Consider the following 16,849-nt stretch of genomic DNA (forward strand, 5'->3'; position numbering starts at 1 on the left):
ATTGTCATAAAGCTTAAAAAACAAATCGCTATCGCCTACATATACTGAATGGCAGACTTTTATTGCGCACTTAGCCAATAAAACAAAATCCAAGCCTCGCATAACGTCTGCAGTTTGGTTACGATGACCAAAAAAACGGGGACTTGGGTGTGAGAAACGTATGAGCGAAGATGTATTTCGGGTGAAATTCTGGGGAACGCGTGGCAGCGTACCAGTATCCGGCCCCGAATTTGAACGTTATGGCGGAAACACGTCATGTATCGAAGTACGCTGCGGCGAACACAGATTGATCTTTGACGGAGGCTCCGGCCTGCGTCAGGCAGGTGATGCGCTGTCCGGTGAAGGTATCGACAAGATCGATATTATCTTCACCCATTGCCATTATGACCACATTATCGGCCTGCCCTATTTCGCCCCACTCTATAATCCGATGATGAATGTGCGCCTCTGGTCCGGCCATCTTGCTGGTATCATGACCACGCGCGAAATGGTCAAGCAGTTCATGCGACCACCATGGTTTCCCGTTGAGCCTGATATCTGCAAGGCAAGCCTTGGCTTCCGCGATTTTAAATCAGGCGATGTCCTGACACCGCGCGAGGGCATGACGATCCGCACAGATAGTCTGAACCACCCCGGCGGTTGTATTGGATATCGCATTGAATGGGCAGGCAAAGTGCTTGCGCTCATTTACGATACGGAACACCAAGCCGGTGTTCTTGATCCTGTGGTGCTGCGACTGATCGAGGGCGCTGATCTCGTTGTTTATGACTGCACCTATACGGAAGATGAAATGCCACGGCGCTTCGGCTACGGGCATTCCACCTGGCAGCAGGGTGTGAAACTGGCGGCAGCGGGTAAAATTGGCAAGCTCGCACTGTTTCACCATGCGCCATCGCGTACGGATGACGAGATTGACCGCTTTGAAGCACTGGCAAAAAAACACTTCGCCGGGACTTTTGCGGCTCGCGACAGTCAGGTCATCGATCTCTAGGCTTCTGGCTCTTCATCAGTTCACTTATGGAGAGCCAGCGTCCGCCGGGCGTCTTCGCCACAACCTGAAAAAGCTTCTTCAGGAAAATCCATGCCGACTCATCATGAACGAGATGGTGCGTTAAAATCCCGATTGGCTCTGCACTTCCATCAAATCGTTGCCGTAGCTCCGTCACGATCGCAGCCACGAGTTCCGCATGATCACGACACCCCTTTGTTCCGTGCCAGTCCATCAGATCGACATGAGTGTTGATTGCAGGCAGCGAATTTGCCGCCGGTTTTGCTGCGCCAAACACCGAAAGCGCCTCGAATCCGCAATCACCGAGATATGGCAGGAGCGCCGGGTCAATCCGGTTCCATGGCGGCACAAGAACCGGCACAAATCGTGACGGATGCAGCTTTGCAAGACGCGAGCAACCATCGCGCAATTGTTCAAGAATCAACGGGCGCGGCCGATCAGGGCCCAGTTCCTGTTTCTTCTTGTCCTTTGCCGCATGATTTTGATGTGACCAACCGTGAGCCAGCACAGATATCCAGCGTTCGGTTTCAAGCCGTTTGACCAATGGTTCCCCGGTATGAACAGGAATCACCGCAAGTGCCGTCGGTACCTTGAAATCATCAGCGAGTTGGAGAAGCCGATCCAGCGCTGCCGTTGGCTCGACAGTGTCGTCATCACGCAACCAGAATCTGGCGCTGCGGTTGGCATGAATCCAGCGTGCAAGCTCGGCTTGCAGGGGTTGCCAGATTGGATCTTCCGTCATCGGCTTCCTCCCATTGAGTTTCGCAGCAGTGCATCCAGCTGTCGCGCAGCGATCTCAAGCGATCTTTCTTCCATTACAAAACGCCGGGCCGCAGCGCCCATTGAGACCAGCAAGTCATTATCATCGAGCAGGCTGGCGATAGAATCGGCGTAGGCCTGTACATTTCCCTCCGGTGTCAGAAAACCGGTGACACCATTCTGCACTACTTCGGGGACACCTGCTGTTGCCTGTGCAATAACGGGCAAACCCGCCGCCTGCGCCTCCAGATAAGCGATACCGTAAGCCTCTCCGCAACCGGGCCAGACATAGATACCTCCCTCACTCAACAACGCGGAAATCTCATCCGCGTTCCGTTGGCCAAGCCAGCTTATCCGGTCGCCAAATGCCGAAAACAGCGCCCGTATTTCATTCTCCACAGGGCCATCACCGACAATCGTCAAGGTCCACGGCCTTTTATCGAGCAGTGCAAGGGCTGCCGCGAGCATCTCATAACTATGAAGCTTGTCGCCCGGCCGCATCATCGCCACGGTGACAAGGCGAATGGGATTATGCGCAATAGGGTCTGGATGAAACGATGCCGTATCGATGAAGGGCTTCAACTGCTCCAGCCGGGCGCTCGGGATGTTCGTTGCAAGTCCAGTCATATCGCGCTGTGTAAAACATATATTGACCGCTGCATTGCGAACTGCCTCAGCCACCAATATCTGCGTTTCCGCCCATCCGGTAGCATTACGGCGCGGTGAATAGGATGCCTCTGCCGTCACATAGGGAATATCCAACGCGGCGGCTAAAACTGGGCCAATCAAATCCGGTGCTTTGTAGTAAAGATGATAACAGAACCAGAGATCAGGTTTCCCGCTTGCCTGCCAAAGACTGGAAAGACGCTCGACCTCCTGTCGCGCGGACACCGCGACACGCTCCCGGTCTTCAAAATTCGGCAGTTTCGTAAAGCTGCGCAGTTCCGACACCACATCGACGGAATGGCCTGCCATGCGCAGTGCAGCAATCAGCAGGCGAGCCATCTGCCGATCACCCGATGGAACCGGATGATCGGGTGATTTCAAGGGGGCGTAAAAGGCAACCTGCATGCGCAAGCAATCCAGTATTTCACAATGGTTTCAACTATTTCAGCAAAAACTCGCCGAGTCCTGCAAATCTATAGCTGGTTCTTGCCTCCCGACACTAACAATCTTTTGATCGGCTATCACAGAACCGTTTGTCAAAAAGCCATCATTGCGCTTGATCCCGCGCCTATGGCTCGCCAAATCAGCTGGGCTCGAATAAGATTCAGACGAAGATGGGAATGACATGGGAAGTCCCATGTTTTAAAGGGCGGGGATTGATCCAGCATTCATGACAATAGCAGCGACTGCACCCATGCTTTCCGAGCGGTTCTTGCGCCGGGCACGTCTGGCATCAGGCCTGATCATGCTCACATTCCTGACTTTGCATCTCGCCAATCATTCACTCAATCTCATTTCACTTTCCGCTGCGGAAGAAGGTCGCCGCTGGTTCCTTTTCATCTGGCGTAATCCGGTGGGAACCGTGATCTTCTACGGCGCAGCGATCACACACGTCATGCTCGTGATGCGATCACTTTATATGCGTCGCACATTGCATATGCCGCTCGGCGAGGCGCTGCAGATCATACTAGGATTGCTTATCCCCGTTCTGATCATCGAACATGTGGTCGGCACCCGCATCCGCTATGAGATATCCAATTACTATGACAGCTATGAAACCGTCATTCGCGGCTTCTGGATCACCTCCCCTTTCAATGGCATCAAACAGACCGTCGCCCTGATCGTCATCTGGTGTCATGGTTGCATTGGCATACATTTCTGGTTGCGCTACCGGCAATGGTATCAACGTGCGGCGCCCGTATTGCTGACGGTTGCCATACTCCTGCCGGTGCTTGCGCTGCTTGGTTTTGCCAATACCGGCCGGACAATTGCCAATATGTCCCCAGCATCCGGTTATGGTGAATATCCGTCATCGGGTTATCAGGGGCACAAGAATTACAATTCCACGCGCTACTCCTCTCCAGCTGAGCGCACCGAGGTTAAAGAGGATGAATTCCTCATCAAATTTGGCCTGTATGGTGCCTTTGCCGGCGGGCTTGCACTGGTTCTTGTCCTGCGTGTCTACAGGCGCTGGCGCGAGAGGGCCAGCCAGATCGAGATCCGTTACGCCGATGGTCAAAGCGTCCGCGTACCGCTTGGCTTCAGTGTGCTGGAAGCAAGCCGCCTCGGTGGCATACCGCACTATGCCGTATGCGGCGGCAAAGGGCGATGTTCGACCTGCCGCATTCAGGTTCTGGAAGGCGCTGAAACGCTGCCTCCAGCAGAGCCGATCGAGCAGGCCACGCTAACCCGTATCGGTGCCGACCATGGCGTGCGGCTGGCGTGCCAGCTGCATCCCACAAGCAGTATCAGCGTTGTTCCACTGCTTGTGCCAAGCCTTGAAAGCATCGTCCCGGCAGGCAGCCAGCAGACAAGTCCGGGACGAGAACGCGAAATAGCTATCCTGTTTTGCGATATCCGCAGCTTCACCATGCTAACCGAAGCACGGTTGCCTTATGACATCGTTTTTCTGCTCAACCGGTATTTTGCTGTTGTTGGTCAGGCCGTCGAACGCTCCGGCGGGCGGCTTGACAAGTTCATTGGTGACGGTGCGATGGCTCTGTTCGGTTTGAACGGTTCAGCGGCGGACGCCTGTAGCAATGCGCTGAAGGCCGCGACAATCATCGTCAAGGAAATCGAACGGCTCAACGACGAACTGGCTGGTGAACTCAGCATTCCCCTGCGCGTTGCCATCGGCATCCATACCGGTCCCGCTATTGTCGGGGCGATGGGTTATGGCGCAGTCAAAAGCCTGACGGCCATAGGCGATACGGTCAATGTTGCGAGCCGACTGGAAACTGTTGCCAAGGAGTTTGATGTAACGCTCGTGGTTTCGGAACCTGCAATTATGCTTGCCGGTTCCGATACAGCTGGCCTTGAAGTGCGAGAGGTAGCAATCCGCGGGCGCGCCCTGCCGCTGCGCGTTTATATCGTCCCACAGGAAAGCAGTGTTCGCTTCGTGTGACAGAGCCTGATATTCTCCTCACCGGAGAGTGGCTATATCACAAGAGTTTGGGGCGGACGGTGATAAATATAAAGGCATGGCGTCGGGGCTTCCAAAAAGCCAGAAACCGCGCGGCAGGACAATTTTTCGATACACGCTACGGCCGCGAACTGATGATCAGTGCAATGGATGCGCGTGTACTTACCATGACCGTTGATTGTGGTGATCATGTCATGACGTTCTCGCCGAATGACTATATCGGGAGGAAAATCTTCCGGAAGGGCCATTTTGAGCGGCATCATGTCAGCCGTTTGCTATCGATCCTCAAGGAGAAGCAACTTCTGCGCGAAGGCACCACATTGCTTGAACTGGGCGGCAATATCGGCACCCAGACGATCTATTTCAGCCTGAGCGGTTCTTTCGCACATATTATCAGCGTAGAACCCGACCCGCGTAATTTCCAATTGTTGACGTCGAACATTGCGCAGAATTCGATGGAAGACCGGGTGACATCCGTCAATTGCGCGGCGGGGGATCACGACGGCGAAATCGAATTCTTTCAGCATTGCAGCAATCACGGGAAAAGCAGCACAAGCCGCCAGAGCAAGGCGGACACCAAAATCATTGTTCCGGTGCGCCGTGTTGACAATATTCTCGCAGAGGCAGCCGTTACACCCGATCAGATCGGGCTGATATGGATGGATATTGAAGGTTATGAACCGGTGGCCTGCCGCTCGATGGAAACATTGATGATGCGCAAGGTTCCACTCTACCTCGAGTTTTCACCAAACTTTTATGGGCAGGATGAGACTGCAGCCTTCATACGCTATCTGGCTGGGTTCTACGACGACTGTCTCGCCTTTCTGAATGACAAGCCTTTGGCGATGAAAGTCAGCGCCCTTCCAATCGATCAGGGGCAATTTGACGTGCTGCTCTTCGCTTGATTACCTGCGGCGATACAGGAAGTAGCGCCCCGGCTTGACGCTGCGCGGCAGAGGCAGAAGTTCGAGTTCCTGATGATCAAGTGCCAGTCCACTGGCAACAATACCGTGACGTGCCAGCAAACCTGCCGCCAGTTGCGGCAACCATGTAAGTGTGATCGCGTCAACATCCGGATAACCCGTGCCGATATCCGCATGAACGAGCGCCGCATCAATCCCGATAAAGCTTTGAGCCGTTTCCTTGATTTCGCCAATCACCATATTTTCCGGATCAGGAGTTGAGCTTTTATAAGCATGGGAGGCTCTGTCAAACGCGATGATTCGCCTGTCAGGAAAGCGCTCACGTAAATGGTCATATGTGCGACCATTACCCAACCCAAGTTCGAGCAAAGGCCCCGGCAATTCCCTGATACTGTCCGAAATATGATTGAGGATATCGCGCTGGGCCGTCATGCGGCGAATGAAGCTGTCTAGGCGGCTCATGATTATCATGTGTCCATATTGTCAGTTTTATGCCAGCCCGGCTTATCAGGCTGTCGCAATCGGGTCGACCACAGGCAACGACATATCCGGTAGATTCTTTTTGATCAGACGCACCGGAACCATTTCATTTGATCATTTTCAACGACTTATCGAATGCTGTTATAAATCGCGCTTTCTTTAACTTGACTCTTTTTCTCATGTTCTTGTATAGCTGTTCGCGCAATGGTTGCAGGCCTGTTTATTTCAATATTTGAAATAAATATGGCCGCGCTGTCGCTTGCTCAAAAGAAAATAAAATCCAATATCAAAAAGAATAAAGATCATGCCAAAAGAACAAGGTCTTCATGATGGAAATGTTCTTATCGACGCATTGGTTAAATACAAAAATAAACTGATAGTTATTGCCGAAAGTGTATTGCACTCCCACGCGCAAGCAGAAGATATATTTCACGATGCTATTGTGAAAGCTTGCACAATGCAGACGAGTTGCATCCACTGCCCTGTCGGATATGCCTGTCGGATGGTCTATAATCTTGCGCTTGATGAGGCGCGCAAACGGCAATACGAGAAGAACAATCTTATGCCGATGGATGGTGTTGATTCAGTGCCGGCCCCATGTGTCAACGCGCTGGACTGTATCGTTATGGCGGAAGCGTTGAACAAGGTGATGGCGTCGCTCAAGGACTTGCCGAAGCGCACCCATGACGCATTCATCCGTCATCGTATTGAGGGTGTTCCGCAGAAAGATATCGCGGAAGAACTTGGCGTCTCGCGCACCCTCGTCAATTTCATGATCAAGGATGCGCACCGCTACTGCGAACAATCACTCAAAGCTGCCTAGCAGCTTTTCGCGGTCGCAGAAGCAGCAGCGCAAAGACCGGACCACCCAAAAGCGTGGCGATCAGCCCCGTTGGCAATTGCCACGGGAAGTAGGCGGTGCGGCCGATAAAATCTGCAACGGCCATCAACAAGGCCCCGAACAGAGCCGTACCGAGAAGATGTGGGAAGCCGCGTGTCAGCCCCATACGCTGCGCCAGATGCGGCGCCATAAGGCCGACAAAGCTCAGTGGCCCGACGACAAGTGTGGCGATGGCCGTCAGAAGAGCCGCAAAACCAAGAATGAGTATTCGGAATGTTCGAACGTTGACCCCGTGCGAATGCGCCGACGCTTCACCCAAGGCAAAATGCTGCAGGGGTCGGAGAAAGACTGAAACGGTGGCCATGGCAACTAGGGCGCAGATGAGTGAGATGATCGCCGTAGAACTGCTGACACTGTAGGTGGAGCCCGTCATCCAACTGATCAGTGACATGGCTCTTGGATCACCCGATGCGAGAATGACCGAAACTAGTGCAGTGAGAAACGCGCTCAACGAGACGCCAATAATGAGGAACTGGTTGCCCGACTGCGCTTTGTGCCAGCTCATGGCAAACAACGCGACAAGGACTGCGGCTGCACCAAGAAAACCACCAAGCAGCCTGTGACCATAATCAGGCTGGGCAACGACAAACAGGACACAAAGCAGTCCGAAGGCAGTACCTGCACTGACGCCAAGCACTTCAGGGCTGGCCATGGAATTGCCTGTCAACCGCTGCAGGAGACTGCCCGCAAGAGCGAGCATTATTCCTGCCGAAAGTGCAGCAACCAGTCTTGGCAGCCGCCACGGCAAGACGGATTCCAACACCTTGCCGGTGTGAACAGCCCATGAAGAATCGATTCCTCGCCCGATAAAGATTGCGACGACACAGGCAACGAGCAAAAGCGCGGCGAGTGTGGATAGCAGCAATGCCGGGTGCTGGCTCTTGCGGATCGATGGCGATGCGGTGGTGGGTTGACCAATAGCCTTGCGGCGCAACATGACGATCAACAATGCCGGGACGCCGATCAGCGCCGTCACGGCACCGGTTGGCAGCACAATGCCCGTGGTTGCCGACTGCAACTGCAAGAGCTGGTCGATGAGAACAAGCAGACCGGCACCGACAAGTGGAGCTATAATGAGCCTGTCCTTGATACGCCGCGCGCCAATTGCACGCGCAATGGCCGGCGATGCGAGACCCAGAAAGCCGATAATCCCGACAACACTGACCGTGAACGTCGTCAATGCAACGGCAACCGCAAGGGTGAGCGCGCGGGTTGTATGCAATTTCATACCCAAGCCTTGCGCCGCATCACCAAGCGTCAACACATTCAGTTGCCGCGCCAGAAGAAAGGCAAAGAGCGTAAAGACAGCAATTTTTGGCCAGAGTGCGCTTACATCGCGCCAATCGTTCTGATTGAGCGAACCGCCGCCCCAGACGAACAAACCTGCGAGATAATGATCATTCATAAGCACCAGAATGGTCACGATCGCCGTGCAGTAGAGGCCCATGACAAGACCGGTCAGAATGACAGTCACTGGCTGAAACTGAAAACGCCATGCCACGGCAAAAACAATTGCCATTGCAGTGAAACCGCCAATTGCCGTGGTTAGATCACGATTCCAGCCGAGGAGTGCCGGAAACCACAATATCGCAACGCCAAGTGCCAGTTGGGCTCCAGCTTCAACCCCCAATGTCGAGGGCGACGCCAGCGGATTGCGCAATATATGCTGGAAAAGCGTGCCTGAAAGCCCAAGCGCAAAGCCACAGACAACAGACATGGCAAGGCGCGGCAGAAGGCTATAATGCAGAAGGACCGCCTGACCATCGCTAGCCGAAGGCGGCAGAAAAACAGCCCCGACCCCAAGCCTGCTGATTATCGGCCACAGATTGAGAGCTGCAATGCCAAATGCAAGCAACCAAAGAATGCTGGTCCAGATCAGGCGTTGTGACGAGGATGTACGCAGCATTACACTTTAACCTCGGCCAGAAGACGCGCGAAGCGCGAGACTGAGGGCAGCGCGCCGAACATCAGCACACTTGCCATGCGCTGCGCGTGTCCCGTTTGAACAAAGGACATGGCTTGCCATAAGGGGCTGCCCGTCAAACCGGCAAGCACGTCGGGTGGGACCGGGTCCATGTAAAAAACGCGGCTGTCGCCCATGGTAATCAGGTCAGCCAGGCCGGCATCGCCGAAACCCCATTCATTGGTGCGTTTTGTCCAGGCGTTCTGCAGCTCAAGCCGGTCGAAAACATCCTGAAAAATGCCGCCCGGACCATAAACGCGGATGTTACGCGCGTTGAGAAAAGTTATGATAGCAAGCTTTTGCTCAGCGAGACGGCGGGTCGCAATTTTGGCTGCATCAAGCCCACGTTCGGTTCGATCAATCAGATCCTGTGCTTGCTGAGGTCGGCCCACAATCTGGCCAAGCTCCCGTGTTGCACTCACGATATGCGGATATGGCGAGGACCCAAGCGCATGGATGGGAAAGGATTTAACCGGTGCGATCGTCTCAAGCAGGGGCCTGATCCACTCAAGGTAAGGCGTTGAAATAATCAGGTCAGGCTGCAGAAGCTGCAGCATCTCCATGTTGATTTCATAATTGGAACCGACATTGGCAATGCCCGCCGGCAGTGGCGGTTCCATCACCCAGTCGTACCAGCCCTGAGTATCAATGAGGCCAACCGGCGGGGCACCAAATTCAATCAATGTCTGCGCCAGACCATAATCGAGCGACACGACCCGCGGTTCGGCCGCCTTCCCTGATCTGACCGACATGAATGATGCAAACGCGGCGGTCGAGCCGAATAGGAAATCACGTCGACGCAGCGCAGCCATTACAAGAATTCCAATCTCAGAGAACGTAGCTGATGGGCGATTGCGTTTCCGGATGCCGGAAAATGCCCATGCGAACGCCATAAATGGCATTGAGCTTGTCGGCTGTAATCAGCGCATCCGTAGCATCATGCGCCACAAGCTTGCCGCCCGACAAGGCGATCAGCCGGTCGCAGTAGCGCGCGGCCATGTTGATATCATGCAGGACAATCAGAACCGAACGGTTGTGCTCATGCGCAAGCGTCTGGATGAGACTCATCACTTCGATCTGATGGTTGATGTCGAGAGCCGAGATTGGTTCATCGAGCAGAAGACATTCCGTATCCTGCGCAATGAGCATGGCCAAAAAGGCGCGCTGACGCTCGCCGCCTGACAAAGTGTCGACGATACGATCCGCAAACGGCGTCAGGCCGGTGAGTTCCAGCGCTTCGCTTACCTTGGTCCGGTCAGTCAGAGAAAACCGCCCCAGCGCACCATGCCAGGGGTACCGGCCCAGCGACACAACTTCCCGCACAGTCATACCATCCGTATCGGGCGTCTGCTGCGGCAGATAAGCGACTTTTTTGGCATAATCTTTCGGGCGGAACGATGCGAGAGGCTGACCCTGATAGTCAGCCTGCCCATGTGTCGGCGCCTGAAAACGCGCGAGGATTTTCAGAAGCGTCGACTTTCCGGAACCATTGTGTCCCAGAATGCCGACAACCTCCCCTTTGGGAACATCCAGAGTCAGCGGATGAAGTAAAGTTCTTCCGTCAATATCGAAACCGACACCGCTGAGAGAAAAGGATGTTCCGTTCATTTATTACTGACCTTAGAATTTGGCTGACAGGATGCCTTTGATCACACGACCCTCGCCATAGATACACATTGGATCACCGGCAGCATCCGCGGAACAATTGCCATAGTAAGTTTTGTCGAAAAGGTTGCTCGCCTTGATCGAGCCCTTCCAACCGTTCTTCTCGTAGCTCAGTTCAGCATCCACAAGTGTATAGGCGCCGATATTGATTTTGTTTGCGTTGTCACCGAAGCTGCTGCCGACATAACGAACACCTGCACCAACGTTCAAGCCCTGTAACACGCCGGTATCGAAATTATACTTTGCCCACAAAGACGCCTGATGTTCGGGCACCAGCGAAGGGCTGTTCCCCTGCTCGCCAGCCGTATTGCTTGATGTAATTTCGGCGTCGAGGTAGGTGTAGCTTCCTGTCAGGCTTACCCCGTGGAAGAGATTGACAATACTCTCCAGTTCAAAGCCACGATGCCGGACTTCACCGGTTTGAATTGTATTCATTGGATTTGACAGATCAGGTGTCGTGATATTGGACTTGGTAATCTGGAATACGGAAGCTGTCAGGGTGCCCGGGAAGAAGTCAGGCTCATATTTTACGCCTGCTTCATACTGACTACCCTTTGTCGGCTTGAACGTCTGGCCGTTTGCATCAACCCCAATATTTGTTTTGAAGGACTCGGAGTAACTGACATAGGGGGTAAGGCCGTTGTCAAAAAGATAACCAAGTCCAATCTGGCCGGTAAATGCTTGATCGGACTGGGATGTACTCGCCGTACTATCAAGCCGGTTATTGGTTTTGTTTTCAATCCAGGCCTGGCGACCACCAAGCGTAATCAACCAATGATCATCAATCTTGGCATGTGTTTGAGCATAAAGCCCAACCTGACTGATCGTCTGCCGCAAATTCTCATAGATTGGCGGGTTGGCTATATCCAGTCCGTAGACCGGATTAAGAATATCAAGGTTCGGGCCGTTACCAAAACCCTTCGTTCCGTCCACTGTATACCGGTTGTAATCGAGCCCAACCACAAGTGTATTCTTCAAGCGACCGGCTTCATATGTATATTCAGCATTATTATCTACACTGAACTCGGTGGCTTTCTGATCCACGGTAAAAGCGGTTCTTGGTATTAACCGGCCATCGATCATGCTGTTGCTGTAGTAGAGGTGACGGTAATCAGTATCTTCAGCCGAGTAACGTACTTTCTGGCGCACAGTCCACGCATCATTGAAGTTATGTTCAAAATCGTAACCGATGGAACCATGATTGGCATGGAACCGATCGAAATTCGGATCAGCCGTTGTAAAACTACGCGAAAGCTTGCCGTAGGATGCAGGATACTGAACACCTGCCAATGGAACAAAGTAATTGGGTGTTAACTTGTCCCATTGGTAATTCGCCAGAACCGTTAAGGATGTATCGGCGCTTGGCGACCACGTAATAGCAGGTGCGATAAACACCCGATCATTTTCGGAGAATTTCTTTTCTTGCTCCCCATCGCGGAACAGGCCGGTCAAGCGATATGTCCACACACCGTCCTTATCAAGAGGGCCCCCTGCATCCAACCCGACCTCGTAAGTATTGAACGATCCGTAGGAGGCATAGGCACTGTAGAGCGGGTCCTTTGTCGGGCGCTTGGTCGTTGCGTTGATAACACCGCCGACCTCGTTCTCCCCGTAGAGAACGGATGCCGGGCCTTTCAATACTTCGACACGTTCAAGCCCATAGGGTTCAATTTTGAAACCCGAGAAATCCAGCGTCTTTTGCGGCAAACCATCCCGGAACAGGGAGTTGGAGCCAGCATCGAAGCCACGGATATTGACCTGCGTATACCGATCGTCAACACCCCAAGGTGAGACAGTAACACCAGCCGTATACGCCAGTGTATCCTCAATGCGCTGCGAAGGCCGGTCATCCATCTGTTCGCGTGTGATAACAGATACGGATTGCGGTATTTCCCGCAGCGGCGTGCTTGTCTTTGTTCCGGTATTGGTGTTCTTGGCAAGATAACCATTGCCGGGACCGGTAGCATCGTCACCAGTGTTAATGATGATCGGGTTCAGCTCAATGACTGGCGCCTGCTGTGCAAAAGCAAGATTGGCGGCGAATAATGTTGCCAGCGATGTGGTCATCAGCAAACCGGTACGATATTGACGCTTGCGCGCCGCTGAATTGACCCCGTTCCAAATCATCGCCCTGCAACCCCGCATGAACCACACCCCTGCTAAAACCCTGAGACTATTTGATATTTAATATGAGTATTATTCTCATATTGAAAACATGACTACATTTGTCATCTTAGTGGAGTCAAGGCGGGTTTGACGAAATATCCGTCTTTTTCAACCCGCCTCAACCAAGTTTGTTTTGCCTGTGTCACATCTACAACTTGGCGGTATGGAGCGCCTGCTGGATATCGTTCCAGATGACTTCAGGCTCTTCCAAACCGACAGCGAAACGGATCGTCTGAGGATTAACGCCGAAGCGAACAAACGACGTCATCCGGTCAGGAATCTGCAAAGCGGCCTTGGCAGGAACAACAAGTGTTTCCGGCCCACCCCAGCTGACGCCAAGACGAATATGGCGAAGCGCATTGACGAAGCGCGCAACATCGATGTCCGGGTTCAGGTCAAAGGCAAACAGGCCGGAGAAACCCGTCAGCGTCTTCTTGCCCGGATGATCCGAAAAAGCCGGATGGCGGACAAGTTCAATATCGTTGTGTTGTTGCAGATGCTTGGCGAGCACCAGACCATTGTGCATGTGCTCCTTCAGCCGAACCTTCAATGTGCGCATACCACGCAACAACAGCCATGCCTCGAAGGGTGAAAGCTTTGCGCCGATATAGGGATAGGTCGAGCTGTTGATCTTGGCGATCAGATCGCGCGGGCCGACAACAACGCCCGCCACCGTATCGCTGTGACCGCCCAGATATTTCGAAGCGGCGTGGATGACAATATCGACACCGTGCTGGATCGGTTTCTGGAACAGAGGCGTTGCCCAGGAATTGTCGATGACCGTTGTCACGCCATATTCCTTGGCCATCGTCGTCAAGGCTTCGATGTCCTGCAACTCGAAAACCATTGATGTCGGATTTTCGAGATAAAGCAGCTTGGCGCCCGGCAAGGCAGCCCGCACTTCGTCAAGATTGGACGGATCAACAAAATCCACCGTCACGCCAAACCGGGCGAGCATTTTTACAAAGAGACGATAAATATCATTGTAAAGGTGCTGAACGGCAACCACACGATCACCGGCTTCGACAAGGCTAAGGATCGTTGCGGTGATTGCGGCAGTACCACTCGAGAAACCACGGCCATCCTCAGCGCCTTCAAGCCGCGCTGTCAGCAGCTCAAACTCACGCACGGTGGGGTTATCGCCACGCGAATAGATGTAATTGCGCGAACGACCGGCAAATACGTCTTCCATCGCTTCATAAGTATCGTAAGTGAAGAGCGACGTCTGGAAGATGGGTGGAGAAACCGCATTAAATGCGGCGGTATCGACGGGTGAAAACAGATCATCCGGCATTTCCATTGAGCCGAATTCGTGGGGTGGCATGGCTTTGTTCATGATGCCCTCTCAGACACTGTGTTGTTGAAAGTTGTGATGGGAAGAGATGATGCAGTCGTGGTGCCGCGCAGTTGGCGCAGCGCAGTGAAAAGGATAATTACCGACAGGAGTGCGGTTAGTGCCGGAGCCAGAAACAGGCTCGCAAGAAGCCCGTTGAAACCGAACAGGTGCGGCAGGACAAACAGCAGTGGCAGCAGGAAATAACCATTCTGGGCAATGCTGATCGTGGCAGCCAGCCGTGCCCTGCCCTGTGCTTGCAGAAGCACAACGAGAATCTGACGGATGCCGAAAAAGACAAAAGGGACATGCGTGACGATAATCGTCAGTGCCGCCGTTTGCGCGATTTCGGTATCGTTCGTAAACACGGCGGCGATGGGATATCGCAGGAAAACAGCACCAAGGCCGTAAATCACTGCAAAGGCCGATGTCAGCGCCAGAAGCATGTTCGACGCCGCAAGCAATCGGGTCGAATTCCTGGCACCCCAGGCAAAACTCAACACCGCCTGACCGCCAAGCGACAAACCAATGATGGGCAGCATACCCAGGGTGAGAACACGCAGCGCAATACCAACACCAGCAATGCCGCTATCACCCCGGTAAAAGCCCGCATAGGTAAACAGAACGGCAAAGCTGATACTGCTCAACATGCTGGTCAGGGTTGTGGGCAGACCTATTGAGAATACAGGTTTCAGTATATCCGCCCGGAACGCGGCAAATCGCGCCGACAAATGCAATGTGCCAACCCGCTTGCGAAAGTAGAGTGCATAGGCGCCAAGTGCTGCAATCTGCGACAGGATGGTTGCCAAAGCCGCGCCGGCAAGTCCGAAGCCGAAACCAAAGATCATGATCGGATCGAGAACAATATTGAGAGCAAAACACCCAAGCAGCGTCCACATGCTGAAGCGCGTATTGCCTTCCGATATGGCAATGAAATCGGACAGGATTTGCAGCATTGTCAGCGTCACCGAGAAGGCAACGATCATCAGATAGTGCTCGGCAAGCGGCATGATAGCCCCGCTGGCACCGAACAGGCCGAGAAGCTCACGCCGGAACAAGAGAATACCGACCGTCAGGAAAATTCCGAGCGGCACGGCTAAAACCATCAATGTCGAGGCGGTCACATTGGCGCGCTGTGGGTTGTTACTGCCAAGCGCACGCCCAACAGCGGTGGCAACACCAACGCCAAGCCCCTCACCGATCGCACCGATCATCATCAGGATCGGCAGGACAACCGTGATGGCAGCGATTTCATGGCTGCCGATCATCCCGACAAAGACCATGTTAATGGTGTGATGAACAGCATTGATAGACAGACCAGCCACTGCTGGCATACCCAATCTGAAGATTAAACGCGTGAGCGCCGGATCGTTCAGATCATCCGGCGCGAAATAAGCGCGTTTGGGCTTTGAAGGCCCGCCTGCATCGGGCTTCATGGCGCTGGAACCCAAAGCCTGTCATCAAAGAAGCGCTCGCGCAGCAGCATCACCAGCATGGCGCGCTTATGCGGAAAATCGAAGTGCTTCACCTTGGAAAATCCGGAGCGATCGAGATTACGGATTTGCTGTTCGTGGCTGGCACGCGGCTCACCAACGATGCGCTGCGTGCGCGGATCATCGAGAAACATGAAGTGCATCAGTGATGGCAGCCAAGCGGTAATCCACTGCTTGCCGCGATAATCGGGCTCGCCAATGGCCACATGCCAGCCCCGGTCGTAATCCTGCGCATCGTAGTAAGGTCCGAGACGATTTTCCTTGGCCCAATAGACTTCAAAATAGCCAAACGGAACCCCGTTAAAGCAACCGATCAAGGCGAGGATATGCGGATCATGCAGCCGCTCCTCGAGAATGGCTGCGTGCTTATCCTTGTCGCCGCCATCTTCCCAGATCACATTGACCTGTTCATCATTCATCCAACGGTGGAAATGGTCGAGATCAGTCTCCGGATCAGCGGCGCGGAAGGAAAGCGTCTGATCGAGCCAAGGAATGTAACGCTCGTAGAGAATGCCGACAGGCTTGCGCGGTCGCTTGGGATGATATTGGCCATTGGTGAGTGTATGCACTTGCGGATGCGGATAGGGCGGATTGGCAATCCACGGCATTGGCCACTGCCAGAACTCCCGCGTATCAACGGTCAACGAATTTCCGTTGTATAAACCAAGCGGGAAATCCGATGGTTGCACATTGTTGATTTCAACCAGATTGATATTCCGCGACTGCGCCGACAGGAACTCGATGGCTGAGGCCAATACCGGTACGGTTTCACCCGCATTCAGGTCAGGCAAACGTAGCTGGACACTGTCCGCCCTGGATTCGACGTCAACGAGATAGCGACCGGCGCCGGTTGCAATTACCAATTGGCCCGGCGTTTTCATCTCCGCTGATTTCAGAAAACACGAGGAGCCGGGTGTGGGAAACCGCGAAACATTGGCTTCTTTGGAAATATTGGAAACAAGAGTCATGGCGCACTCCGCAGCATGTTCGCTGCCATCGTTTGACAAAGTGATTTCCATAGAGACGGCTGGGGCGCTTTTCGATTTAGCCAAAACTTTAAAAAATTTTT

Annotated in this window: 14 protein-coding genes; 4 read left to right on the forward strand and 10 right to left on the reverse strand. The window is 53.5% G+C overall.

Annotated features, from left to right (window positions below; genetic code table 11):
• The first annotated feature begins 160 nt into the window (after positions 1-160).
• The gene (locus FHW17_RS13085) at positions 161-991 is read left to right on the forward strand and encodes an MBL fold metallo-hydrolase (RefSeq protein ID WP_112526150.1); all 831 of its coding nucleotides are present in this window, start codon (positions 161-163) and stop codon (positions 989-991) included.
• Here FHW17_RS13085 and FHW17_RS13090 read toward each other — a convergent pair.
• Both FHW17_RS13090 and FHW17_RS13095 read right to left on the reverse strand, forming a co-directional pair.
• Entirely contained in the window at positions 978-1,751 is a 774-nt protein-coding gene (locus tag FHW17_RS13090; RefSeq protein ID WP_112526148.1) for a polysaccharide deacetylase family protein, read from the reverse strand. The genes FHW17_RS13085 and FHW17_RS13090 overlap by 14 nt on opposite strands.
• On the reverse strand, positions 1,748-2,839 hold the full coding sequence (locus FHW17_RS13095; RefSeq protein WP_112526146.1) for a glycosyltransferase family 4 protein: 1,092 nt from the start codon (positions 2,837-2,839) through the stop codon (positions 1,748-1,750). Before FHW17_RS13095 ends, FHW17_RS13090 begins: the two co-directional genes overlap by 4 nt.
• A gap of 265 nt (positions 2,840-3,104) precedes the next feature.
• Here FHW17_RS13095 and FHW17_RS13100 point away from each other — a divergent pair, with 265 nt between their 5' ends.
• Together FHW17_RS13100 and FHW17_RS13105 are read left to right on the forward strand one after the other, a co-directional pair.
• Positions 3,105-4,838 (forward strand): adenylate/guanylate cyclase domain-containing protein, encoded by a 1,734-nt coding sequence (locus FHW17_RS13100; protein ID WP_112526144.1) that lies wholly within the window; start codon positions 3,105-3,107, stop codon positions 4,836-4,838.
• Positions 4,839-4,897: 59 nt separating this feature from the next.
• Positions 4,898-5,761 carry an FkbM family methyltransferase gene (locus FHW17_RS13105; protein WP_348643735.1) on the forward strand — a complete coding sequence of 288 codons (864 nt, stop codon included), beginning with the start codon at positions 4,898-4,900 and terminating at the stop codon, positions 5,759-5,761.
• On the opposite strand, the gene FHW17_RS13110 is transcribed toward FHW17_RS13105, so the two are convergent.
• Complete coding sequence (locus tag FHW17_RS13110; protein ID WP_091882757.1) at positions 5,762-6,241, reverse strand: class I SAM-dependent methyltransferase; 480 nt, start codon at positions 6,239-6,241, stop codon at positions 5,762-5,764. It abuts the gene before it with no gap.
• A 322-nt stretch (positions 6,242-6,563) separates the two neighbouring features.
• Between FHW17_RS13110 and FHW17_RS13115 the strand changes: the two genes are divergently transcribed.
• Positions 6,564-7,082, forward strand: a complete 519-nt coding sequence (locus FHW17_RS13115) for a sigma-70 family RNA polymerase sigma factor (RefSeq protein WP_112526142.1) — start codon at positions 6,564-6,566, stop codon at positions 7,080-7,082.
• Here the strand turns inward: FHW17_RS13115 and fhuB are convergent.
• The 7 genes from fhuB to FHW17_RS13150 form a co-directional block, all read right to left on the reverse strand.
• Entirely contained in the window at positions 7,069-9,066 is a 1,998-nt protein-coding gene (gene fhuB, locus FHW17_RS13120) for a Fe(3+)-hydroxamate ABC transporter permease FhuB (RefSeq protein ID WP_112526140.1), read from the reverse strand. The two genes, FHW17_RS13115 and fhuB, sit on opposite strands and share 14 nt — an antisense overlap.
• Complete coding sequence (locus FHW17_RS13125; protein ID WP_182510065.1) at positions 9,066-9,935, reverse strand: ABC transporter substrate-binding protein; 870 nt, start codon at positions 9,933-9,935, stop codon at positions 9,066-9,068. Before FHW17_RS13125 ends, fhuB begins: the two co-directional genes overlap by 1 nt.
• A 16-nt stretch (positions 9,936-9,951) precedes the next feature.
• Positions 9,952-10,731 carry an ATP-binding cassette domain-containing protein gene (locus FHW17_RS13130; protein WP_091882769.1) on the reverse strand — a complete coding sequence of 260 codons (780 nt, stop codon included), beginning with the start codon at positions 10,729-10,731 and terminating at the stop codon, positions 9,952-9,954.
• A 12-nt stretch (positions 10,732-10,743) separates the two neighbouring features.
• Positions 10,744-12,915 (reverse strand): TonB-dependent siderophore receptor, encoded by a 2,172-nt coding sequence (locus FHW17_RS13135; RefSeq protein WP_182510066.1) that lies wholly within the window; start codon positions 12,913-12,915, stop codon positions 10,744-10,746.
• Positions 12,916-13,102: 187 nt separating this feature from the next.
• Positions 13,103-14,290, reverse strand: a complete 1,188-nt coding sequence (locus tag FHW17_RS13140; protein ID WP_112526134.1) for a PLP-dependent transferase — start codon at positions 14,288-14,290, stop codon at positions 13,103-13,105.
• Positions 14,287-15,723: an MATE family efflux transporter gene (locus FHW17_RS13145; protein ID WP_182510067.1), complete on the reverse strand. Its 1,437-nt coding sequence runs from the start codon at positions 15,721-15,723 to the stop codon at positions 14,287-14,289. The genes FHW17_RS13140 and FHW17_RS13145 overlap by 4 nt, the downstream gene beginning before the upstream one ends.
• Positions 15,720-16,748 (reverse strand): GNAT family N-acetyltransferase, encoded by a 1,029-nt coding sequence (locus FHW17_RS13150; protein WP_246706822.1) that lies wholly within the window; start codon positions 16,746-16,748, stop codon positions 15,720-15,722. Before FHW17_RS13150 ends, FHW17_RS13145 begins: the two co-directional genes overlap by 4 nt.
• Positions 16,749-16,849: the final 101 nt, after the last annotated feature.

Origin of the sequence: Phyllobacterium sp. P30BS-XVII (genome assembly GCF_014138335.1) — a bacterium.
In the GTDB taxonomy this organism is placed as follows: domain Bacteria; phylum Pseudomonadota; class Alphaproteobacteria; order Rhizobiales; family Rhizobiaceae; genus Phyllobacterium; species Phyllobacterium meliloti.